The sequence below is a fragment of the Arthrobacter sp. Z4-13 genome (genome assembly GCF_054792705.1).
The window spans coordinates 2,839,510-2,859,273 of sequence record NZ_CP096459.1; the positions used below are offsets into that span (position 1 = coordinate 2,839,510).

24 protein-coding genes are annotated in these 19,764 nt (G+C 65.9%); 12 read left to right on the forward strand and 12 right to left on the reverse strand.

Features of this window, described 5'->3' with window-relative positions; all coding sequences use genetic code 11:
* Positions 1–28 precede the first annotated feature (28 nt).
* The 10 genes from M1E07_RS14890 to asd all read left to right on the forward strand — a co-directional run bounded on the left by M1E07_RS14890 (position 29) and on the right by asd (position 7,542).
* Positions 29–1,636, forward strand: a complete 1,608-nt coding sequence (locus M1E07_RS14890; RefSeq protein ID WP_461187409.1) for a hypothetical protein — start codon at positions 29–31, stop codon at positions 1,634–1,636.
* Positions 1,633–2,019, forward strand: a complete 387-nt coding sequence (locus M1E07_RS14895) for a GntR family transcriptional regulator (RefSeq protein ID WP_461187410.1) — start codon at positions 1,633–1,635, stop codon at positions 2,017–2,019. Before M1E07_RS14890 ends, M1E07_RS14895 begins: the two co-directional genes overlap by 4 nt.
* Before the next feature lie 38 nt (positions 2,020–2,057).
* Positions 2,058–2,861: a thymidylate synthase gene (locus M1E07_RS14900; protein ID WP_461187411.1), complete on the forward strand. Its 804-nt coding sequence runs from the start codon at positions 2,058–2,060 to the stop codon at positions 2,859–2,861.
* A complete protein-coding gene (locus M1E07_RS14905) occupies positions 2,858–3,442 on the forward strand; it encodes a dihydrofolate reductase (protein ID WP_461187412.1) in 585 nt (194 codons plus the stop codon). Before M1E07_RS14900 ends, M1E07_RS14905 begins: the two co-directional genes overlap by 4 nt.
* A 2-nt stretch (positions 3,443–3,444) precedes the next feature.
* Positions 3,445–3,663 carry an NF038396 family protein gene (locus tag M1E07_RS14910; RefSeq protein WP_461187413.1) on the forward strand — a complete coding sequence of 73 codons (219 nt, stop codon included), beginning with the start codon at positions 3,445–3,447 and terminating at the stop codon, positions 3,661–3,663.
* A gap of 114 nt (positions 3,664–3,777) precedes the next feature.
* Positions 3,778–4,740 carry a WXG100 family type VII secretion target gene (locus tag M1E07_RS14915; protein WP_461187414.1) on the forward strand — a complete coding sequence of 321 codons (963 nt, stop codon included), beginning with the start codon at positions 3,778–3,780 and terminating at the stop codon, positions 4,738–4,740.
* Positions 4,741–4,759: 19 nt separating this feature from the next.
* Positions 4,760–5,422, forward strand: coding sequence for a hypothetical protein (locus M1E07_RS14920; RefSeq protein ID WP_461187415.1), 663 nt, complete (start codon positions 4,760–4,762; stop codon positions 5,420–5,422).
* Position 5,423: 1 nt separating this feature from the next.
* Positions 5,424–5,858, forward strand: coding sequence for a hypothetical protein (locus M1E07_RS14925; protein ID WP_461187416.1), 435 nt, complete (start codon positions 5,424–5,426; stop codon positions 5,856–5,858).
* Positions 5,859–6,072: 214 nt separating this feature from the next.
* Positions 6,073–6,303 carry a hypothetical protein gene (locus M1E07_RS14930; protein ID WP_461187417.1) on the forward strand — a complete coding sequence of 77 codons (231 nt, stop codon included), beginning with the start codon at positions 6,073–6,075 and terminating at the stop codon, positions 6,301–6,303.
* Between the two features lie 108 nt (positions 6,304–6,411).
* Positions 6,412–7,542, forward strand: a complete 1,131-nt coding sequence (asd, locus tag M1E07_RS14935; RefSeq protein ID WP_461187418.1) for an aspartate-semialdehyde dehydrogenase — start codon at positions 6,412–6,414, stop codon at positions 7,540–7,542.
* A gap of 85 nt (positions 7,543–7,627) precedes the next feature.
* Here asd and M1E07_RS14940 read toward each other — a convergent pair whose 3' ends face one another.
* The gene (locus tag M1E07_RS14940) at positions 7,628–8,761 is read right to left on the reverse strand and encodes a winged helix DNA-binding domain-containing protein (protein ID WP_461187419.1); all 1,134 of its coding nucleotides are present in this window, start codon (positions 8,759–8,761) and stop codon (positions 7,628–7,630) included.
* A gap of 105 nt (positions 8,762–8,866) precedes the next feature.
* On the opposite strand from M1E07_RS14940, the gene M1E07_RS14945 reads away from it, so the two are divergent.
* Positions 8,867–9,313: a hypothetical protein gene (locus M1E07_RS14945; protein ID WP_461187420.1), complete on the forward strand. Its 447-nt coding sequence runs from the start codon at positions 8,867–8,869 to the stop codon at positions 9,311–9,313.
* On the opposite strand, the gene M1E07_RS14950 is transcribed toward M1E07_RS14945, so the two are convergent.
* The 8 genes from M1E07_RS14950 to M1E07_RS14985 form a co-directional block, all read right to left on the reverse strand.
* The gene (locus M1E07_RS14950; RefSeq protein ID WP_461187421.1) at positions 9,294–10,361 is read right to left on the reverse strand and encodes a UDP-N-acetylmuramate dehydrogenase; all 1,068 of its coding nucleotides are present in this window, start codon (positions 10,359–10,361) and stop codon (positions 9,294–9,296) included. The two genes, M1E07_RS14945 and M1E07_RS14950, sit on opposite strands and share 20 nt — an antisense overlap.
* Before the next feature lie 40 nt (positions 10,362–10,401).
* A complete protein-coding gene (locus M1E07_RS14955; RefSeq protein WP_461187422.1) occupies positions 10,402–10,839 on the reverse strand; it encodes a MaoC family dehydratase in 438 nt (145 codons plus the stop codon).
* 2 nt (positions 10,840–10,841) lie between these two features.
* Positions 10,842–11,303 (reverse strand): FAS1-like dehydratase domain-containing protein, encoded by a 462-nt coding sequence (locus tag M1E07_RS14960; protein ID WP_461187423.1) that lies wholly within the window; start codon positions 11,301–11,303, stop codon positions 10,842–10,844.
* Between the two features lie 57 nt (positions 11,304–11,360).
* Complete coding sequence (locus M1E07_RS14965; RefSeq protein ID WP_461187424.1) at positions 11,361–11,585, reverse strand: DUF3188 domain-containing protein; 225 nt, start codon at positions 11,583–11,585, stop codon at positions 11,361–11,363.
* A gap of 65 nt (positions 11,586–11,650) precedes the next feature.
* Positions 11,651–12,571 (reverse strand): DUF2797 domain-containing protein, encoded by a 921-nt coding sequence (locus M1E07_RS14970; RefSeq protein WP_461187425.1) that lies wholly within the window; start codon positions 12,569–12,571, stop codon positions 11,651–11,653.
* A gap of 25 nt (positions 12,572–12,596) precedes the next feature.
* Positions 12,597–13,460 carry an HpcH/HpaI aldolase/citrate lyase family protein gene (locus tag M1E07_RS14975; protein ID WP_461187426.1) on the reverse strand — a complete coding sequence of 288 codons (864 nt, stop codon included), beginning with the start codon at positions 13,458–13,460 and terminating at the stop codon, positions 12,597–12,599.
* 163 nt (positions 13,461–13,623) lie between these two features.
* Positions 13,624–14,565: an aldo/keto reductase gene (locus M1E07_RS14980; protein ID WP_461187427.1), complete on the reverse strand. Its 942-nt coding sequence runs from the start codon at positions 14,563–14,565 to the stop codon at positions 13,624–13,626.
* Between the two features lie 34 nt (positions 14,566–14,599).
* Complete coding sequence (locus M1E07_RS14985) at positions 14,600–16,312, reverse strand: glycoside hydrolase family 13 protein (protein WP_461187428.1); 1,713 nt, start codon at positions 16,310–16,312, stop codon at positions 14,600–14,602.
* Between the two features lie 96 nt (positions 16,313–16,408).
* Here M1E07_RS14985 and M1E07_RS14990 point away from each other — a divergent pair, with 96 nt between their 5' ends.
* Complete coding sequence (locus M1E07_RS14990) at positions 16,409–17,617, forward strand: ROK family protein (protein WP_461187429.1); 1,209 nt, start codon at positions 16,409–16,411, stop codon at positions 17,615–17,617.
* On the opposite strand, the gene M1E07_RS14995 is transcribed toward M1E07_RS14990, so the two are convergent.
* The 3 genes from M1E07_RS14995 to yidC form a co-directional block, all read right to left on the reverse strand.
* Positions 17,610–18,269 carry an SDR family oxidoreductase gene (locus tag M1E07_RS14995; RefSeq protein ID WP_461187430.1) on the reverse strand — a complete coding sequence of 220 codons (660 nt, stop codon included), beginning with the start codon at positions 18,267–18,269 and terminating at the stop codon, positions 17,610–17,612. The two genes, M1E07_RS14990 and M1E07_RS14995, sit on opposite strands and share 8 nt — an antisense overlap.
* A gap of 65 nt (positions 18,270–18,334) precedes the next feature.
* Positions 18,335–18,892 carry a dihydrofolate reductase family protein gene (locus tag M1E07_RS15000; protein WP_461187431.1) on the reverse strand — a complete coding sequence of 186 codons (558 nt, stop codon included), beginning with the start codon at positions 18,890–18,892 and terminating at the stop codon, positions 18,335–18,337.
* Positions 18,893–18,957: 65 nt separating this feature from the next.
* The gene (yidC, locus tag M1E07_RS15005; RefSeq protein WP_461187432.1) at positions 18,958–19,761 is read right to left on the reverse strand and encodes a membrane protein insertase YidC; all 804 of its coding nucleotides are present in this window, start codon (positions 19,759–19,761) and stop codon (positions 18,958–18,960) included.
* Between the last annotated feature and the right edge of the window lie 3 nt (positions 19,762–19,764).

Sequence of the window (19,764 nt, forward strand, 5' to 3'; positions counted from 1 at the left end):
AAATGTGCCTGGTTCCGATGTAACGGCAGTGTTCAGTAATGTCCCGCCGGGGGTGGCGCTCTGGCCGTTCCTGCTCGCAGCAGGGATCTACCTGCTGCTCCGATGGGTGATCTGGGAGCCGGGAGGGGGCGCGTCCGCAACCACGGCGTCCCAGCACGCCTTCTGGGTGGGGATCATGGGCTGGCTGGTTAGTTCGCTGCAGCCCGCTGGAAATGCCGGCATACTTCCCGCGGGTTCAACCACCCAGCCGTTCACCGGCCCCGGCGACATCATTCCAGCTTTGGCGTGGCCCGTGCTGGGCTGCCTGGCGGTTCATGCCATCGGCCAGTTGAGCTACCCCGGCCCGCGCCTGCCACGCCGGTTGGCGACGCTCGAGGCGCGGCGGGTACGGGACTTCCTGCCGCGTCCGCTGGCTTGCACCGTGTTGGCCATCTTTGCCGCAGCTGCAGTGCAGATCGGCTGGGTGGCGACGCTTCCAGGTTTTCCGCCGATCCCCTACGGCTCACAGCCTGGTCCCGGAAACGGCTACACCACCTTTGGCGGCAGGGTGCCCGGCGTTGAACTGGCCGCCTACCTCGGGCCTGCCCTCCTTATCCTGGCCGCCGGCACGTGGCTGGTGCTTGAGCTCATCACCCGGCGCAGGCAGCTTGAGCCGCTGACCACGCAGGAGAACCACCTGCTCAGGACCATTGCCATGAACCGGCTCCTCCGCACCGTGGCCACCATAGCCGCCGGGCTGGCCGGGATTGCGGGCAATCATGCCGCCCGGCCGGATCCCTCCGTCGCGTCCGGCTCCTGGACGAACGCCGCAGGGGCGGTGGGGCTCGCCGTCCTGCTGGTGATGTGGTGGTGGGCCCCGCCCAAGCTCCCAAGCGAACGGGCTGCGGGCAGCCTGCCGGCACCCCATGAGCCCTCCGCGTCGGCCCAACCCGCCACCCGGCTTTCGGTGTCCCTGGGCGCAGCGCTGGGACTGGCAGCCCTGGTTCCTGCTGTGGTGGCGCTGATCATCCCGGGAGCGGTGACGGGGCACCCGGCCCTGGTGGTGGCGATGTCAGCCGCGTTGGTTCTGATGGTCACCGCCGCAGGGGAACTGCTGATGCAACGCAATTACGGAACGCCGGAGGCCCGACGCAGCTGGCCGCGGCAGCCTGTCAGCCCGGCGCTGCTCACCACCGCAATTGCTGCCCTCACCCTGCTGGTTGTGGTGGTTGTGGTGACAGCTGTTGCTCAAGCAACCCTGGAGGTAACGCCGTCGTGGCCAGCCACCGTCTGGGCGGGAGCGGCTGTGGTGATCCTGTCCGTACTCCCCCTCGCAGCTGCCCGCGCACGGCGTGGTATCGCGGCGTCGGTTCGGGGATTGGATGCCGCCCTCCGCGCCATCACGGTGTACCGGGTGGTACGGGCGCTTGCCGCCTGCTTCACCGTGCAGGCGGGGGTGCTTCTCATATCTGCGGCCCCGGCAATCAAAAGGGCCATGAACCTGAACCCCGCGGAGTGGGCCGGCTTTTGGGACCTGGCGGCCGCCGCCGGCGCCCTGCTTGCGGCGGCAGGAGTGTTGATCGCAGTCATCCCCGTGCGCGGTTTTGTCCGTACCGCTCCCCCTGTGAGCAGCGCCGTCGGGCAACCTGCACCATGAGCGCAGGGATCTTCGTCGACCTGCGTTCGGCTGTTCCGCCCTACGAGCAGATCCGCTCGCAGATCAGCTCCCTGGTGGCAGTAGGCGCGTTGTCCCCCGGAACCCGTCTCCCCACTGTCCGCAGCCTCGCAGCCGACCTGGGCATCGCCGCGGGCACAGTAGCGCGGGCCTACAAGGAGCTGGAGGCGGCAGGGCTTGTTGAAGCCCGACGGCGGGGAGGCACCGTTGTGACGGGCCCGCTCCCGGAAAGCACCGGCACCCAGGGGACGGTCCCGGGGACGGTGACTGCCGCCGTCGAGCGTTACATTGAAGCGGGGCGGAAAGCCCAGCTGAGCGACGAAGTCCTGCTGGACCTGCTCCGCGGGCGGTTGCGGAAGTCATGATGCCCGAAGCCTGGGACCAACCCCGATAGACTTGAGCCGTGAGCATCCCAACGCCCTATGAAGACCTCCTGCGCGATGTCCTGGCCTCCGGCACGCACAAATCGGACCGCACCGGGACTGGAACCACCAGCGTTTTCGGGCGCCAAATGCGGTTTGACCTGGCCAAGAGCTTCCCGCTCATCACCACCAAGCGGGTCCATTTCAAGTCCGTGGCAGTTGAGCTTCTGTGGTTCCTGCGCGGCGAAACCAATGTGAAGTGGATGCAGGACCAGGGCGTCACCATCTGGAACGAATGGGCAGACGCCGACGGCGATCTTGGCCCTGTCTACGGTGTCCAGTGGCGCAGCTGGCCCACCCCGGACGGGGGGCACATCGACCAGATCGCGGAGCTCATCGAGAACCTGAAGTCCAACCCGGACTCCCGCCGGCACATCGTCTCAGCCTGGAATGTTTCCGAGCTGCACGATATGGCCCTGCCGCCGTGCCACGCGTTCTTCCAGTTCTACGTGGCGGACGGCAAACTTTCCTGCCAGCTGTACCAGCGCTCCGCGGACATGTTCCTGGGTGTGCCGTTCAACATCGCCTCCTACGCCCTGCTCACCTGCATGGTGGCTCAGCAGGTGGGACTCGAACCGGGCGAGTTCGTCTGGACCGGCGGTGACGTCCACATCTACGAAAACCATATGGACCAGGTTCTTAAGCAGCTGGAGCGGGCACCGTATGAGTACCCGCAGCTGAACATTACCCGGAAGCCCAAATCGATCTTCGACTACACCCTTGAGGACTTCGAAGTGGTGGGCTACCGGCACCACCCCACGATTAAGGCCCCGATCGCCGTATGAGCACGGAGAATTCCACCGATCCGCAGTCCTTCACGGAAGAGCTCGCCGCATCGGTCACCGGTGTGGGTCTGGTGTGGGCGCAGACCCCGGACGGCGTCATCGGCAAAGACGGTGACATGCCCTGGCACCTGCCCGAGGACCTGAAGCACTTCAACCGGCTCACCATGGGCCACCCAGTGGTGATGGGCCGCAAGACCTGGCTGTCCTTTCCGGACAAGTACCGCCCCCTGCCCGGCCGGACCAACATCGTGGTCACCCGGCAGAAAAGCTGGGCCGACAGGCCTGAGGCGGAGGGCGCCGTCGTGGTTCCTTCCCTTGACGACGCGCTGCTTGAGTCCCAGTTCGTCGACGGCGGCGAAACCGTCTGGATCCTGGGCGGCGGGGAGATTTTCCGCCAGTCCACCGAGCTCGCCAACGTCGCGGTGGTCACCACCATCGACGTCGATGCCGACGGCGACACTTTCGCCCCGGAGCTTGGCACCAGTTGGGAGGCTGCGGCCTCCGTCCCGCCGGACGGCTGGTTGACGGCCGCTAACGGCACACGCTACAGATTCACCAAATGGTCACGGACTGAGGGCTAGAGATGTTGAAGAAACCGGAAACCCTCTTTGTGCTGGGCTACATGCTGCTCCCCCTGTTGGCGCTGCTGTCTGCCATCGTAGGGCTCACCATGATCCTGGGCGGCAACAAGATCGCCGGCGCCATCGTGCTGGTGGTGGTGACGCAGGCGTTCGCGTTCGGCGCGTTCTTCGCCCTGCGGGCGCGCAAGGCAGCGGTGCTGGAGGATTCCGAGCGCAGTTAGGACCTTGTGCCGCATATGGGGAGGAGACCCCATCGCGGCGGCTGCAGGTTGCCATTAGGCTGAGCTGGGTTTCAGCTTGAAAGACGGCTGGTTGATTATCGGGGGGATTGCCAGGTGGCAGGAAATTTGTGGGGCGCGGACGTTGCCGAATTGCGGACGCTGGCGAAACAGTTCGGCAAGACGGCCGATCTGCTGCTGCAGCAGTCCACGCAGCTGACAAGCCATATCAACAGCACAACGTCATGGAAGGGCCAGGACGCCGTTGCGTTCCGGTCCGATTGGAACGGCAGCCACCGGGCAATGCTCCAGCAGGCTGCCTTCGCCCTCAAACAGGAGTCGAAGAAGCTCCTGGAGAACGCGAACCAGCAGGAGACGGCGAGTAACGCCGGCACCGGTTCCGGCGCATCCGGCCCCGGTGTAGAGGCCAGCAGTAACGGCCCCGCCGGTTTCATCCCCGGACAGGGCAGCAAGGACCCTTGGGGCCCCGGCTGGATGTCCGACCCAGACTCGCCGTTCCGTGACGGCTGGGACGCCTATGGCCTGGCCAAGGCTTTTCCGAATATCCGCGCGGGAATCTTTGACATCGGCGCCATGCTTCATAAGTCCCGCATCCGAGATTTCTTGGACCCCGCAGCTTGGCGCGCCTTCGAGAACTCGAACGAGTTCAGCAGGTTTTTCAACCTGTCCAACAACCTGTTTGAGGGTAAATTCCACGAAGTCCTCAACCTGGCCGACACCACAAAGGCGTTCAAGTTCCTCGACGGCTTTAGCGGAGGCCTTGGTCTCGTCGGGGTCGGCCTGGACAGTCTGGACGCCTTCAACAACTTCAAAGAGGGCGATTTTGCAGCAGGTGGATACTCCACTGCCAAAGCCATCCTGGGCGCCGGCTCCTTCGCCCCGCCGCCGATTGGTACGGCCTGCATGGTGGCCAGCGGCGCCCTTGCCCTGTACGACAACGTCCCCGTCATCCGCGATTCCGTCAACTACGTGGGGGATAGGATCGCGGATGGGGCAGAGGCTGTGGGCGGTGCCATCAGCGACGGGGTAGACGCCGTCGGCGACTTTTTTGGCTTCTGAGAACTGAGGAGAACATCAAGTGACTGAAACAACAACAACAAGGTCCTCACCTGCCAGTCAGGGCTTCCCCGACGCCATCGGTTTTGGTTTCGCCGAACTCCTGGTCCTCCTGAACCTCCGGCGCAGCCCGGTAGCCGACGCATCCGCGAAGGCACTTCGGCTGGAGGCCGAACTCGACGACGTCTCGCTGCTGTCTGCCGGAGCCTCCTCTCTGGTGGCGCGCGGCGCCGCCAAGGCCAGCAGCGACGGTGAACTTTCGGTTGCCGGGCCGGTGGCAGCGGTCACCGCTGCCCTGACCGAAGCAACCAAACGGGTACAGATCAATCTCCTGACGGCCGACTCCGTAGACAACGTCCTGTCCATCGAATCGGCCGAGTATCGAATTTTGCTGCAGCCGCGCGCCTACCTCAGCTGGTTCGCGATGGCCCACCGCCCGGATATCACGCCTGAAGAAGCCAACTTCTTCATTGTGCGCAAACATCTCGAGGAAAACCCTGCCGGCGGAGCAACAATTCGCTTGCTAGAGGACGAGGCTGACCAGCAACTGCTGATCAAACGCAGCGGACAGTCCTGGTCCGTGGGGTATGGCATCATCGATGCACCCGCCCAACCCATCCAGGAAATATCAGGCCTCACCGAGGGCCAGGTGTTGGACCACATTCGATCAATTCGACAGGACTAGCGTGCAGAACGGCATTCCAGGCAGCAACACGGGCAACGGCCCGCACTCCGACGACCAAGTCCGCGCCTACCACGAGCAGGCAGTGGCACGCGGTGACAAGAGAATCCTGTTCCGTACCGTGGAGGGCAGGCTTCACAGCTACGCGAAGGATGAGCTGGGAATAGTCACGGCCAGTTCCCACCCACAGGTTCGGTCAGCCGGCGGCTTCCTGGCAATGGCTGTCTTCTTCGCTGCCGCGGCAATCTTCTCTATCCTGCTGGTGGCCGGGCCCACCGGCCAAGGCCAGGATCCGATGTGGGGTGGGCTGTTCTTGACGGCCGCCGGGCTGGGAGGCGCGGCGTATGCCGTTCGGATGGCGAATGTGGCTTCGACGGCCAAACGCCTGCGGGCGGAACGGGGCATCCCGGAACCGACAGGCCGGCAGTTGGACTGGTAGCGAGGCCTCACTTTTCTCCCCCGGAATGCCTGGAACCTGAACCACGAAAACGAGAACGCAACGACGCCGCGTACGCCGAACACAAGGAAGCGCTCGCCCGAGGCGAAAAGCGGGTGCTCCGAGGACCGATACCGGTGAACTCCACAGCTATCCTCCTGATGAGATCGGGTTCTCTCCGGGCCGGGGCCAAGCTCAAGTCAGAACATGGTGGGGCATGGGGATCGTTTCCGCTTTTATGGTGCTGGTATTTCTGGGCTCTGCGATGATGCTCTTTATGCCCTTGGCGCACGGTGACGGTTTCGAGTGGGGTGCGTTGTTTCCTATCGCGCTGGGCGGGTTCGGCGCCTGGTACACATTTGGCATGGCAAGGGACGAATACCAGGCCAAGAAGCTGCGGCGAGAACGGGGTGCACCCGAGCCAGCGGCGGGGCACGTTTCACAGTGACGCCGGCCCGGCACAGGCAAGCAGTCGTGGCCGCCCGCCGTCGTCAGTTCCGCACGGCAGTGACGTAACCGACTGCGCCCTGCCGGCCCAGAAGTCTAAACTATACGAATGACTACAGCAGCTACCCCTTCCGTCGGCCTGGTCGGATGGCGCGGCATGGTCGGTTCCGTCCTCATGCAGCGCATGCAGGACGAGGGCGACTTCGCCAACATCAACCCGGTGTTCTTTTCCACCTCCAATGCGGGAGGTGCCGCGCCGTCCTTCGCTGACGGCGCCGGCAAGCTCGAGAACGCGTTCGACATCGACACCCTCGCGAAGCTGCCCATTATCGTCACCGCCCAGGGCGGGGACTACACCAAACAGGTCCACGGCGAACTGCGCAGCCGCGGCTGGGACGGCCTCTGGATCGACGCCGCCTCCACCCTGCGCATGAACGACGACTCCATCATCGTCCTGGATCCGATCAACAGGGACGTCATCGACAAGGGCCTGGTCAACGGGACCAAGGACTTCATCGGCGGCAACTGCACCGTGTCCTGCATGCTCATGGGCCTCGGCGGGCTGTTCAAGAACAACCTGGTGGAGTGGGGCACCTCCATGACGTACCAGGCAGCCTCCGGCGGCGGCGCCCGGCACATGCGCGAACTCCTCAGCCAGTTCGGCACCCTCAACGCCGAGGTCAGCACGGAACTGAACGACCCGGCGTCGGCCATCCTGGACATCGACCGGAAAGTCCTGGCCCACCAGCGCACGGGCATCGACGCCGCCCAGTTCGGCGTGCCGCTGGCCGGCTCCCTGATCCCCTGGATCGACGCCGACTTGGGCAACGGACAATCCAAGGAAGAGTGGAAAGCCGGGGTCGAAACCAACAAGATCCTGGGCACCTCCGAGGAAAACCGCATCATCATGGACGGCCTGTGCATCCGAATCGGCGCCATGCGCTCCCACTCGCAGGCACTGACCCTCAAGCTCCGCGAGGACCTGTCCGTCGCCGAAATCGAGAAACTCCTGGCCGAGGACAACCAGTGGGCCAAGGTGGTTCCCAACTCCAAGGAAGCCTCGATGGCCGAGCTGACCCCGGTGGCAGCGTCCGGCACCCTGGACATCCCCGTTGGCCGTATCCGCAAGATGGAGATGGGCCCGAACTACATCAGCGCCTTCACCGTGGGCGACCAGCTCCTCTGGGGTGCCGCCGAGCCGCTCCGCCGTATGCTCAACATCGCCACCGGGAACCTCTAGCCCCGGGGTCTTCCGCAAAGCGGCCCTGCCCCGCCCGAACGGTGTTGCCAAACACCGCTCAAGCGGGGCAGGGCCGTTTTTGTTGTCAGCCGTCGAGAAACGCCTGGTAGCGTTTCGCGGCGCGGGCGAAGGAACCTAGGGCGGTCACCCCGAGGGACTTTGTTTCGTCGAAGAGCTCGGGCACGACGGCGGCCCGCGCCCCTGTGCCTTCCCGGGCCCACGTGCCAATCACCTCTCCCCCGGCCACCACCGTCTTCTTGAAAACGCCGTTGCCGCCGGGGACGATCTTGTTGGCATGCTCCGGTGCCAGGACCAGGCTCCGGTCCGTGTAGCCCAGGACGAACTCATCGAAGCCGGGCAGCAGAAGGACAGACCGCTGGCCCGGCACGCCGCCGTCGAGCAGGGACGCGGTCTCCGGGGACAACCAGTAGCTGGTGCCCTCGAATTCCAACTCCACCAGCTGGTCCTTAAGGTCTTCGAACACCGCCCGAACCTCGGTCAGGGGAATCTGCGTCCACCAGGCGAAGTCGCGGACAGTTGCCGGGCCGTGGCTTCGGAAGTAGCGCAACAGAAACTCCGCGATGGCCTCCTGCCGCTCCAGCCGGCGGGACGTTGGGATCCAGCTCTGGAAGTCCACGAGAAGCTGCTGGTTCCCGGCCAGCGGTCCCTGTACAAGCCACCCATGCCGGCACAGTGTCCCCAGGACATGGATTCCCCGCTGGCCCTCGGTTGACTGCCCTGCAGCCTCAAAGACGGCGAAAAGCTCCGCTCGGCTTACAGCCCCGCCGCCGGCAATCCGCTCCAGCGCAATGTCGCGGCACTTTTCGACGTCCGCCCACGTGATGCCCAGTTCCCGGTGCCGGGCGGCGATGCTCTTCGTGAGCCGGTCAGCGGTGAGGTCCAGCATCCAGTGCAGGTCCTCCGGCGCCACCAGGTGCAGGGTGCCCCGCATCGGCCACGACCGCACCACAGCAGCCGAGTCGAGGGCAGACCGCACATCCTGCAGCCCCGCTCCCGGCACCCTGGCGCCCACGGCCCACAGGGCGGCCTGCAGGTCCTGGGCCTGCATCGCCGTCATCCACCGGACAGTCCCGGCCACGGCGGCGGCATCCGGTACCAACCGCGGCGGCGCGGCCGGAAGCGGCACCAGCCGTTGGGAAGCCAGCCGCAGCCTACCCATGGTCCGGCGGTCAAGACGGTTCCCCACCCTCGCAGCCATGGGCCCATCCTAAGCTCGGGACTGGCCTGCCGACATGACCGCTAGGGTAGAAGCATGACTTTGGGGAGTTTGTGGCAGTTGCTTGATTTAAGAACGAAGCGTTGGATGGTTGGCGGGACTGTGTGCGTCCTTGCCGGAACGGGCGCAGGGCTGGTCTCCATGTCCGCCTTACTGGAAAGCGGACGTTCCGATCCCTTGCTGCTTCTTCCGTCCCTCGGCTTAAGCCTGGGCGGCGGCTACGCGGTACTTTTTCCCGGCATCAGCGTGAACCGGAACGGCCCGCATATCTTCCGGGACTGGCGCCGGCACGCCCTGGCCGGAAAGGTTCTTTGGGTCCTGTCCCTCGCCATCGCCGCGGGAGGCCTCATGACCTGTATTGTGGCCGGCCTGGCCAATCCGCTGGCCCCCGGCCTCCTCGTCTGGCTGTTTATGGGGCTCTACCTTGCCAGCGCCGGCTGGGCCTCCGCCATGATGGGAGTGGGCAACGCCATCACGGGTGAGGCCCTGAATGCAGAACCTGACGAGGCGCGGGCTACAGTTCCAAGCCGATGAGCAGGGGCTCCGGGTGCAGTTGGATTCCGAAGCGGCGTTCGACGCCGGAACGCACCTCGCGGGCCACCGCCACCACGTCCGCCGCGCTGGCCGAGCCCCGGTTGGTGATGGCGAGGGTGTGCTTGGTGGACAGGGACGCGCGGCCCCCGCTGACACTGCCCGGCTCCAGGCCGAAGCCCTTGCCGAAACCCGACTGGTCAATCAGCCAGGCAGCGGAAAGCTTCACCAGCCCGTCCTGGCCTGCCGGGTAACGCGGCGCCCCCTCCGGAAGCGCTGCAGCAACGTCGGCCGGGACAATCGGGTTGGTGAAAAACGAACCCGTGGAGTACGTGTCGCGGTCCTTGGGGTCCCACACCATGCCCTTCGAAGCCCGCAGCCGCAGCACCTCCCGGCGCACGTCGGTGGCATAGGCGCGCTTGCCCTGCTCCACGCCCAGCGACCGTGCCAGCTCCGCGTACCGGATCGGGGCGCTCATGCGCCCCAACGGCAGCTGGAACTCCACGGTCAGCACCACATAGCGCGGTGAACCGTTAACGGTGGTCTGCTTGAGGATGGAGTCCCGGTACCCGAACTTCAGCTCAGAGTTTGTGAAGGTCTTGACGGCGTTCCGCTCGCGGTCCCAGGTGCGGACTGCTGCGATGGTCTGGGAAACGTCAGAGCCGTAGGCGCCCACGTTCTGTACCGGAGTCGCCCCAGTGGAACCCGGGATGCCGGCGAGGGCCTCCACCCCGGACCACGCGTGCAGGACCGCGTGCTCCACCAGCTTGTCCCAGTTGTGCCCGGCCTGCACCACTACAGCCACGCCGCCGCAGGAGTCCTCCGCATTGACGGTGAACCCTTCTGAAGCGATCTTGACCACGGTGCCGGGGAAACCGTCGTCCGAAATCAGCAGGTTGGAACCGCCGCTAAGGATCAGCAGCGGCTCCCCTGCTGCGTCCGCGGTGCGGACGGCGTCGATGATCTCGGCCTCGGTCCGGGCCTCGATGAAGGCGCCGGCCGGTCCTCCGACCGCGGCCGTGGTCAGCTGGGAAAGCAGAGTGGAAGTCACCGAACAACCCTATCGGGAAAGTCAGGCCGGTCCTCCCGGCTCAGCTGAGCCGGACGACTGCCTGGGCCTTCATCAGGACTTTCTGCCCGGCGGACACAACGGTGAGGTCGACACGGGCGGTGCCGGCATCGGCGTCGAGCTTTCCGATGGTGCCGCTGACCTCGATGGTGGCCCCGGGCTCATTCTCCCCGGTGGTGTCGGTGACCAGGACGGGCTTGGTGAAGCGGGTTTGGAAGTCGACGACGGCGGCCGGGTCGCCTGCCCAGTCGGTGACCAGCTGCACGGCAGAGCCCATGGTGAACATGCCGTGCGCGATGACGCCGGGCAGTTCCACGCCGGTGGCGAAGGCCTCGTTCCAGTGGATGGGGTTGAAGTCGCCGGAAGCGCCGGCGTACTTGACCAGGTCCGTGCGGGTGACCTCGATGGTGCGGCTGCCGATGTCCTGGCCTGCACTGAGTTCGTTGAAGCTGGGGCTCATGGTTACTGTCCCTCTCCGCGGACCAGGATGGATGACGTGGTGGTGGTGACCGGTTCCCGGGAATCGTCCGTGCCGAGGGCGAAGATTTCCGAACGCGTGGTGATCATCGCTCCCCCGCCCATGGCCCGGACGCCGTCCACGTGCAGCTCCGCCACCAGGCGGTCGCCGGCAAGGATGGGCCGGTGGTGGATGAAGCGCTGGTCGGCGTGCACCACGCGCGAGAAGTCGATGCCGGCCTCCGGATCCTCGATGAGCTGGGCGTCGGCACGCTGGGCGATGATGATGGCGAACGTCGGCGGGGCAACCAGATCGGTGTGGCCCAGGGCCTTTGCAGCGTCAATGTCGAAGTGTGCAGGATGGCTGGCTTTGACGGCGCGGGCGAACTCGCGGATCTTCTCGCGGCCAACGTCATACACCTCTGCGGCAGGGTAGCTTCGGCCCTGCAGGTCCGGATTGATAGTCATGGGCTCAAGCCTATCGTCAGGCTGTTGAGCGGCAGAAAAAGGGAGCGGCCCGGAAGGTTACCGGCGGAGGTTCTTCCTAATGCTTTGGCCGCGGACCACAATCCCGGCGATGTGCAGGATCAGGCCCAGCCCAATCAGCGGCAGGGATGCGGTGGCGAGGCCGGAGTTGCCGCTGGTGTTTCCCACCAGGTTCAGGATGATGCCGACGGCGATCAGTCCCATCGCGCTGAAGACCAGGACTTTGTAGCGGGTGGGCGCCGTGGCCCAGAATTCGTTCAGCACCCTGCCAGTCTACTGGGGGTTACGGCCAGAGTCCGCGCCGGTTCAACCCAGCTAATGGGCCGACGTCAGAACAGAGCTTCCTGGACTGCCGGGACGTCGGAGCTGTACCGGCCCAACTCGATGGTGCGGCCCTTGAGCTGGCCAAGATCCACCACGAATTCCACATCCGCGCCATCGAGGGCGGCCAGCACAAAGCTGCCGCAGATGGACCGGATGGTGAACCCGTGCTGCCCTGAAGCCATCGCGTGGGGGTAGGCGTGCCGGGCCCTTCCGGAGCACAGCCCTTCCGCCAGTTCGGGCCTGTTCCAGCCTTCGTCCACCACTTCGAAACCGTCTTCGCCCGCTCCGGAAATAACGTGGCGGGCGGTGGTTGCGAGTGCCGCGTTGTGGGCTTTGACCTGGTCCGGGGGTACCGGGGTGGCCAGGGCGGCGGCCTTGGCAGCAGACCGCACCTGCTGCGGAAGCCCGCCGTCGCGCGTTACCAGGTCCTCCAGGATCCGCACTACCCGCCCGTCCGCCGCGCGGGCCACGTAGCTCGCCGCCACGGCGCCCTGTTCGGCGAGCCGCTGCCACTTTCGAACGTCCGACGCAGTCCCTACCTTGCTTGCCCCGTTGGCGAAGGTGGCGACGTAAAGCCAGTGCGGCTGCATCAGGTAGTTGCGCAGGCCGGGCGGGACACGCCCGCCCCGGTGGAAGTCGTGCATCAGCCGGAAGTCGTCCACCACGAAGCACCGCTCGCACTGGTTCCCGCGGGCCGCCGGAAACCGGCCCCCACACAGGACATGGTCCCGTAGGGCTGGGCCGTGCACGCGGTGATGGCCAAGGCAGGACTTGCCCTCGGCGGCTAGCCGAAAACCCAACCGGGTGCCGCCGTCGAGCGCTATCTCCTCGAAGGTGCCGTCCGAAGCCTGCAGCCGCAGCACCGGGCAGGAGGCCGGCGGCGCAAGCCAAAAGACCCCGTGCACCAGATAGCGGGTATCGGTCACGGGGTCTCCTGAAAACGTGCGGGTGCTACAGCGCGGGCTGCACCCCAAAGGCTACCGCGAGCTTCATGATCTTCTCGGCGCGGCCCAGGCGGGGCAGGTCGGAACCGTCACGGATGACGCGGCCGTTGGCTTCGAAATCGGCCATGAAGTCCGTGGCCCAAGCGACGTCGGACGGGGTGGGGCTAATGACCTCGTTGATGACAGGGGTCTGGTCGATGGCCAGGCACAGCTTGCCGGTCATGCCCATCATCACCGTGATGCCGGTCTGCTCCCGCAGGATGGGGTGGTTGGTGCCGACAGTGGGGCCGTCGATGGGGCCGGGAAGGTTTCCCACGCGGCTGGCTACTACCAGTTTGGCGCGCGGGTAGGCCATGGCCTCAGCAGTGGCCGCCATGCCGGTGTCCCGGCGGAAGTCGCCGGAGCCGAAGGCCAGGCGGAATGCGCCCTGTGCCTTCGCGATGTTGTTGGCTTCCTCGATGCCGACGGCGGATTCAACCAGCGGGATGACGGGGGTCTTGCCGTCCATGCGGTGGAAGCTCTCGGTGACCTGGTCGGCGGATTCGGTCTTGGCGAGCATCACGCCGAGGAGGCCGGGGGTGCCGCGGAGGCCGGCGAGGTCGGCGGCCCAGAAGGGGCTGGTGGCATCGTTGATCCGGACCCAGGCCTTGCCGCCGGCGGTCAGCCAGTCCACCACGTTGTTCCGTGCCTGGTCCTTCTGTGAGGGGTCCACGGCATCTTCAATATCCAGGATGATCGAGTCGGCGCGGGACACTGCCGACTGGTCAAAAAGCTCGGTCTTCATGGCATTAACAAGGAGCCATGAGCGTGCGATTTCTGCTGGGATATTGCGTTCCGGCCTTACGGTCTCGGTGGCGATGGTAGACGTCATGCTTTCTACAGTATCTGCCCGGCAACCGGCATTGCGAAGAAATCGGCCCCCTTGTGAGGTTCAATACGAACTAAACCGGATATGACTGGGGCCTGCGTGCATGTGGGTAGCAGCAGGTGCCGTTATGGGCTTCATAACGGCACCTGCTGCTGCCCGGTTGGGGTCAGGGGATGTTGCTGCCCCGCGCCGTCACCCATAGCCGGTACCACTCCGCCCGGCTCATGGCCTCGGCCACCCGGGCAGCGTCAGCGCAGGCACGGATCCGGCCGGGGTTTACCGTCCCGATCACCGGTGCGATGTCCGCCGGGTGCTTCATCAGCCACCCGAGCAGGACCGCCTCCCCCGAACTGCCGTACCGTCCGGCGAGCTCCGCCACCAGCTCTGCAGTGGCCGCCTCAGCCGACGTCGGGCTGTCCTGTTCCGCCCCCGTGTACAGGCCGCGGGCCAGGGAGCCGTAGGCCTGCAGGGTGATCGAGTTGCGGACGCAGTACTCCAGCGTGCCGTGCGGGAAGCTGTAGTCCAGGTGCTCGGCATGGTTGACCAGCACCTGGCTTTCCAGCCAGGCCCGCTTGAGCAGGCTCATCTCCAGCTGGTTCGCGACCACCGGGGTTTCCAGCCGGTCCTGCAGCGCCTCGATCTGCGCCCCGGACATGTTGGACACGCCCAGCTGCCGGACCTTGCCTTCCGCCATCAGCTGCCCGACGGCGGCGGCCACCTCTGCCGGATCCGCCAGGGGGTCCGGGCGGTGCAGCAGGAGGATGTCCACGTAGTCCGTCCGCAGCCGCTTGAGGCTTTCGTTGACCCGCTCGAGGATGGCCCCGCCGCTGAGGTCGTAGTGCGTCTGCAGCCCGCGCTCATTCAGCCTGATGCCGCACTTGGTCTGCAGCCGGATGCGGTCCCGGAGCGCGGGCGTGGCCGCCAGCACCTCACCAAAAACCGCCTCCGACTTGCCGCTGCGGTAGATGTCCGCGTGGTCAAACAATGTGATGCCGGCATCCAGCGCGGCCTCGACGGCGGCAGCGGCCTCGTCCACATGCTCACCTGCGTGCGGCTCGTCGGACCAGCTGCCGCCCAGGCCCATGCAGCCATAAATCAGCTCCTGCATCAGGCCGGCCGCCCCGCACGGCGCGGCGCGGCGATCAGCGCAGCCATGCGGTGGTGTTGGCGGGCAGCTTACCGTCCTCGAGGGGGGCGCTGCTGACCAGGACCGTGCCTGCCGGAAGGTCGACAGCGGTGTCCCCGAAGTTGGTCACCGACTGCCAGCCGTTGGGCCGGCGGAAGTGCAGGACGTCGGGGGTGCCGGCCTCGACCCATTCGAGCTCTTCGTCGGTCTGCAGTTCGCGGCGGAGCTTCAGGGCGGCGCGGTAGAGCTCCAGCGTGGAGCCCTGGGTACCGTCCTGCGCCTGCACAGCGTACTTGCTGAACCAGTCCGGCTGCGGCAGGTGTGCGCCGCCGTCGCCGAAGCCGAAGGAGGTGCCTTCCACCTTCCAGGGCAGCGGCACGCGGCAGCCGTCGCGGCCGATTTCCACGCCCTTGTTGCGGAAGAAGGATGGGTCCTGCCGCTCCGACTCGGGGATCTCGGCCACTTCCTGAAGGCCAAGTTCCTCGCCCTGGTACAGGTAGGCGGAGCCGGGAACTGCGAGCATCAACAGCGTTCCGGCGCGGGCGCGGCGTTCACCGAGCTCCACGTCCAGCTCCTCTTTGGGGCCGCCGGCGAGCAGCCAGTCTTTGCCGTCCTGGCCCTTGGTACGCGCCTTGCCCTTGGAAACCTGGGGCAGGCCGTAGCGGGTGGCGTGGCGGACAACGTCGTGGTTGGAAAAGACCCAGGTGGAGGAGGCTCCGGTGGCGGCAGCCTCGGCGAGGTTCCGGGTGATGATCTCGCGGTACTCCGCGGCGTCGAAATCGGCCTGCAGCAGGTCGAAGTTGAAGGCCTGGCCGAGACCCTGCGGGCTGGCGTAGCGGGCGCGGCGCGTGGCGTGGACCCAAGCCTCGGCGACGGCGGTGCGGGGCGGGTTGTACTCGTTGAACACCTCGCGCCATTCGGCGTAGACCTCGTGGACTTCGTCGCGGTCCCAGAAGGGGTGGGTGCCGTCGTCGAATCCATCCACGCCGGTGTTGGCCGCGCTCAGTTCCAGCTTGGACAGCAATGGCTCGGTGAGGTCCTTGGTGAGGGCGTGGGCAACGTCCACCCGGAACCCGTCAACGCCACGGTCGGACCAGAAGCGCAGGGTCTTGAGGAAGTCCTCGCGGATTTCCCGGTTGGACCAGTTCAGGTCCGGCTGTTCCTTGGCGAAGATGTGCATGTACCACTGGCCCGGCGTGCCGTCCGGTTCGGTGATGCGCTCCCAGGCGGGGCCGCCGAAAACGGAGTCCCAGTCCGACGGCGGGAACTCGCCGTTGGGCCCCTTGCCGTCACGGAAAATGTAGCGGTCGCGGGCGGGCGATCCCTTGGGTGAGGCGAGGGCCTCCTTGAACCACTCGTGCCGGTCCGAGGAGTGGTTGGGCACGATGTCCGCTATGAGCTTGATGCCGGCGCCGTGCAGCGCATTGGCCATCTCGTCGAAATCGGCCAGCGTTCCCAGCTTGGGGTCGACGTCGCGGTAGTCGTCGACGTCGTAACCGCCATCTGCCAGCGCCGACGGGTAAAACGGGCTCAGCCAGACGGCGTCGATCCCCAGCGACTTCAGGTACGGGACCTTGGCGGTGATGCCCCTGAGGTCACCGATGCCATCGCCGTTGGAGTCCGCGAAGCTCCGCGGGTAGATCTGGTACACGGATGCCTGGCGCCACCAGTTCGGATCGGCCAGGCGGTCGGAATCGGAAAGGGTTGCCAGTGTGGCGGTGGTGGACAAGGGGTGATCCTTTGCTTCTTGTCGACTATATTTATTTTGGCTCTAAATTTAGTTGCCCGATCATTATCTGGCGCGACGCACGGAAAGGTCAACAGCATGGCTGACACCACCCCGGCAACTCCCCAGCTGCTGCGCAGGGTTAGCGCCGGCTCAGTGCTGGAGTTCATGCGTTCCTCCGCCGACGTAACGGTCACTGGGGTCATGGAGGCAACGGGACTGACCCGCGCAACAGCCATCGCTGTGTGTGAAGACCTCAAGGAACGTGGCTGGATACGGGAGCTGGAAAACCAGCGGGCCTTTGGCGGATACCAGAAGGGCCGCCCCGCACGGCGCTTTGAGCTCAATGAGCGGGCCGGGGTGGTACTGGGGATGGATGTGGGCATCTCCAAGGCAACAGTGGTGGTGTCAGACCTCCGCGGCAATCGGCTGGGAAAATCCAGCCTGCCCTTTGCCGATGCGGAAATTTCGGCGGAGGAACGCGTCTCCGTCATTGACCGCGCGGCCCTGAAAGCCCTGGCCGGCGTAGGCGTCTCCCCCGCTTCGGTCCTGGCCGTGGCCGCCGGCATCGCCGCTCCCGTGGACCGCAACGGAAACGTGCTGGTAAGCCAGCACTTCTGGGGCCTGTTCGACGTCGGCCTGAAGTCGGCGCTGCGGGAGCGGCACGGCTGGACTGTGCTGCTGGAGAACGACGCCAACCTTGCTGCCCTGGGGGACAGCTGGCGGGGCGCGGCGGCGGGAGTCGGGGACGTCGTCGTGATTCTTGCCAGTGAACGGCTGGGTGCAGGGATGCTCGACGGCGGACGGCTGCTGCACGGCAGCCGTGGCGGGGCGGGCGAGCTTGCGTTTTTGGAACAGGTCCGGGGCGTGGGTGATACCTATGGCATCGCGAGCCTCGCCAGGGCGTGGGCCGCAGATGCGCTCGCCGGGAAGGCCAGGACCTCCCTTCGCGCCCACTTGCAGCATGGAGGTGCGGAAGCGGAGCATGTCTTTGCCGCCGCCGCGGATGGGGATGCGGTGGCCCTGAAGATCCTGGACCGCCTGGCCGACAGGATGGCCAGGGTCATTGGGGCGGTGGCCACCATGCTCAACCCGGAGCTCGTGGTTATCGGTGGAGCCGTGGCAAACTCTGCCGGTGTGTTGCTGGACCCGATCGCCGCGAAGCTGAAGGAGTTCACCGCCACGCCTCCGCATGTGGCTGTATCGCCGCTGGGTGATTCGATCGTCACCGTCGGCGCTGTGCGCGCAGCCCTGGACTATGTGGAGAAGAACTCGCTGGACCTGGAGCTTGCCGCAGCAGTCAGCTAGGCGATTCCAGCGCAGCGGCAACCGGCAGGGAGCCGTCGCAGAATTCGATCATCCGGCCGGCCGTCTCCGGCAGGTCCAGCACCGCGGCCGCCACGATGGCCGTATTGCTGCGCGACGTTCCGCGGTCCCCCTCGCCCGGGCTGGGGTCCACTGTGATCAGGCCGGTACCGGGCTTGTCCGTCAGGGTGCCCGGTCCCAGGATGGTCCAGGCGAGGCCGGTTCCGCAAAGATATTCGTCAGCGGCAGCTTTCGCCTCGGCATAGGCGAAAAAGCCGTTGCTCTCCGGTACACCGTGATCCTTGCGCGCGCCCAGGTAGGACACCATCACGTAGCGGTTCACTCCGGCCTGCCCTGCGGCATCCATCGAACGGATGGCCGCATCCCGGTCCACGGCGTAGGTCCGGGCGGAGTTTCCGCCGCCGGCGCCTGCGGACCAGACCACGGCGTCGTGGCCCTGCAGCGCCTCGGCGATTGCCGCCGTCGTCGAATTCTCGATGTCCAGGACCGACGGCGTTGCGCCCGTCTGAGCGACGTCGTCCGCATGGTCCGGGTTGCGGAAAAACGAGGTGACGCTGTGGCCCTCGCCGGTGAGCAAAGTGGACAGGTGGAGGGCCACTTTGCCGTGGCCGCCGATGATTGCGATTCGGGTCATGGCCCCATTGTGCTCCTCCAGCCAGCGGATGCCACATCCGTGGCGCGTCGGTCCTGGGCCGGGGGTCAGGAGGCAGTGCGGTAGCTGAGGTACACAACCCCATTGCCGAACCGCCGTTCGTCCTGTAACTCGAGCTGCAGTTTGAGTCCGTCCGGAAGAAACCGGAGCCCGCCTCCGACGGCTACCGGGTTGAGGAAGATCCGGCACTCGTCCACCAGCCCGGCCCGGAGCGCAGCGGCAGCCAGGGTAGCGCCGCCGATGCTGATGCTGCCGCCGGCGCTGGCCTTCAGCTCCCTCACGGCGTCCGGATCAAAGGTCCGTTCCACGCGGGTGCGGGTGGTGGTGGCGTTGGCCAGCGAGGCCGAATAGACAACTTTGTCCGCCCCCTGCCAGATCCGGGCGTAGTCCTGGATAACCGGCGGATCGTCAGGGCCACCCATTGTTTCCCAGACCGACATGACTTCGTACATGCGCCGCCCGTACAGGTGAATGCCGGCGTCACGCTCAAGATCGTTGACGAAGGCATGGACTTCTTCGTCGGGAGCGCTCCAGTCGAAGTCGCCACTGCTGTCCGCCACGTAGCCGTCAAGGGAGGCAATGCCGATGTAGATGAGCTGGGCCATGGGCCCATTCTGCCCGGGCCGGGTCCTCTTGGTAAGGGCTCCGATCCGTGGATCCGGTACCTGGCCTACGTGCTGTTCGGCGCCGGCCGGTCCCGGACGAAGAACTGTTGAGCCAGGGTCCAGGCGTTGGTGACGGTCCAGTAAACCAGGACGCCAATGGGAAACAGAACCCCGCCCAATGCGAACACCACCGGAAGGATGTACAGCAGCATCTTTTGCTGGCGCATGAACGGGCTTTCCCCGGCCCCGGGCGGTACGTTCGCCGCCATCACCAGTTTTTGGGTGATGAACTGCGCCGCCGTCATGGCAAGGATCATCAGGATGGTCAGCACTGTAGCGGCCGCCTGATCACCACCGCCGCCGTGCAGCACGGATGCGGTCAGCGAAGCGCCGAAGATGGTGGATTGGTCGAACTGCACCACCTGGTCATGACTCATCGCACCAATCCCCTCAGCCTGCCTTGCCCGGGTGCTGATGCCGGAAAGGACCTGGAACAACGCGAAGAAGAACGGCACCTGGATCAGCAGTGGCAGGCAGGCCGAGAAGGGGTTGGTCCCGTGCTTTTTGTACAACGCCATCTGCTCCTGCGCCATGGACTGGCGGGAAAGCGGGTCCGTTTTGCCCTGGTACTTTTCCTGCAGTGTCTTCAGGTCCGGCTGCAGGAGCCGCATCCGGCGTTGGGCGTCACGCTGCTTCAGGAACACGGGAATCAGGGCGGCACGAATCAGGATGACCAGCCCGATGATGGACAGCGTCCACGTCCAGCCGCTGGCAGGAGGCATGCCGGCGGCGCTCAGTCCTTCGTGGAAGCCGACCATAATCGCGGACACAAGCCATCTGAAGGGAACCATGACCGCGTCAAAGTCCATGCG

Excerpts from the sequence above, each read along its gene's own strand:
- M1E07_RS14895 (WP_461187410.1), top strand. The coding sequence starts at position 1,633 with ATGAGCGCAGGGATCTTCGTCGACCTGCGTTCGGCTGTTCCGCCCTAC.
- M1E07_RS14905 (WP_461187412.1), top strand. The coding sequence starts at position 2,858 with ATGAGCACGGAGAATTCCACCGATCCGCAGTCCTTCACGGAAGAGCTC.
- M1E07_RS14910 (WP_461187413.1), top strand. The coding sequence starts at position 3,445 with ATGTTGAAGAAACCGGAAACCCTCTTTGTGCTGGGCTACATGCTGCTC.
- M1E07_RS14930 (WP_461187417.1), top strand. The coding sequence starts at position 6,073 with ATGGGGATCGTTTCCGCTTTTATGGTGCTGGTATTTCTGGGCTCTGCG.
- asd (WP_461187418.1), top strand. The coding sequence starts at position 6,412 with ATGACTACAGCAGCTACCCCTTCCGTCGGCCTGGTCGGATGGCGCGGC.
- M1E07_RS14940 (WP_461187419.1), bottom strand. The coding sequence starts at position 8,761 with ATGGCTGCGAGGGTGGGGAACCGTCTTGACCGCCGGACCATGGGTAGG.
- M1E07_RS14945 (WP_461187420.1), top strand. The coding sequence starts at position 8,867 with ATGGTTGGCGGGACTGTGTGCGTCCTTGCCGGAACGGGCGCAGGGCTG.
- M1E07_RS14955 (WP_461187422.1), bottom strand. The coding sequence starts at position 10,839 with ATGAGCCCCAGCTTCAACGAACTCAGTGCAGGCCAGGACATCGGCAGC.
- M1E07_RS14960 (WP_461187423.1), bottom strand. The coding sequence starts at position 11,303 with ATGACTATCAATCCGGACCTGCAGGGCCGAAGCTACCCTGCCGCAGAG.
- M1E07_RS14975 (WP_461187426.1), bottom strand. The coding sequence starts at position 13,460 with ATGACGTCTACCATCGCCACCGAGACCGTAAGGCCGGAACGCAATATC.
- M1E07_RS14980 (WP_461187427.1), bottom strand. The coding sequence starts at position 14,565 with ATGCAGGAGCTGATTTATGGCTGCATGGGCCTGGGCGGCAGCTGGTCC.
- M1E07_RS14990 (WP_461187429.1), top strand. The coding sequence starts at position 16,409 with ATGGCTGACACCACCCCGGCAACTCCCCAGCTGCTGCGCAGGGTTAGC.
- M1E07_RS14995 (WP_461187430.1), bottom strand. The coding sequence starts at position 18,269 with ATGACCCGAATCGCAATCATCGGCGGCCACGGCAAAGTGGCCCTCCAC.
- M1E07_RS15000 (WP_461187431.1), bottom strand. The coding sequence starts at position 18,892 with ATGGCCCAGCTCATCTACATCGGCATTGCCTCCCTTGACGGCTACGTG.
- yidC (WP_461187432.1), bottom strand. The coding sequence starts at position 19,761 with ATGGACTTTGACGCGGTCATGGTTCCCTTCAGATGGCTTGTGTCCGCG.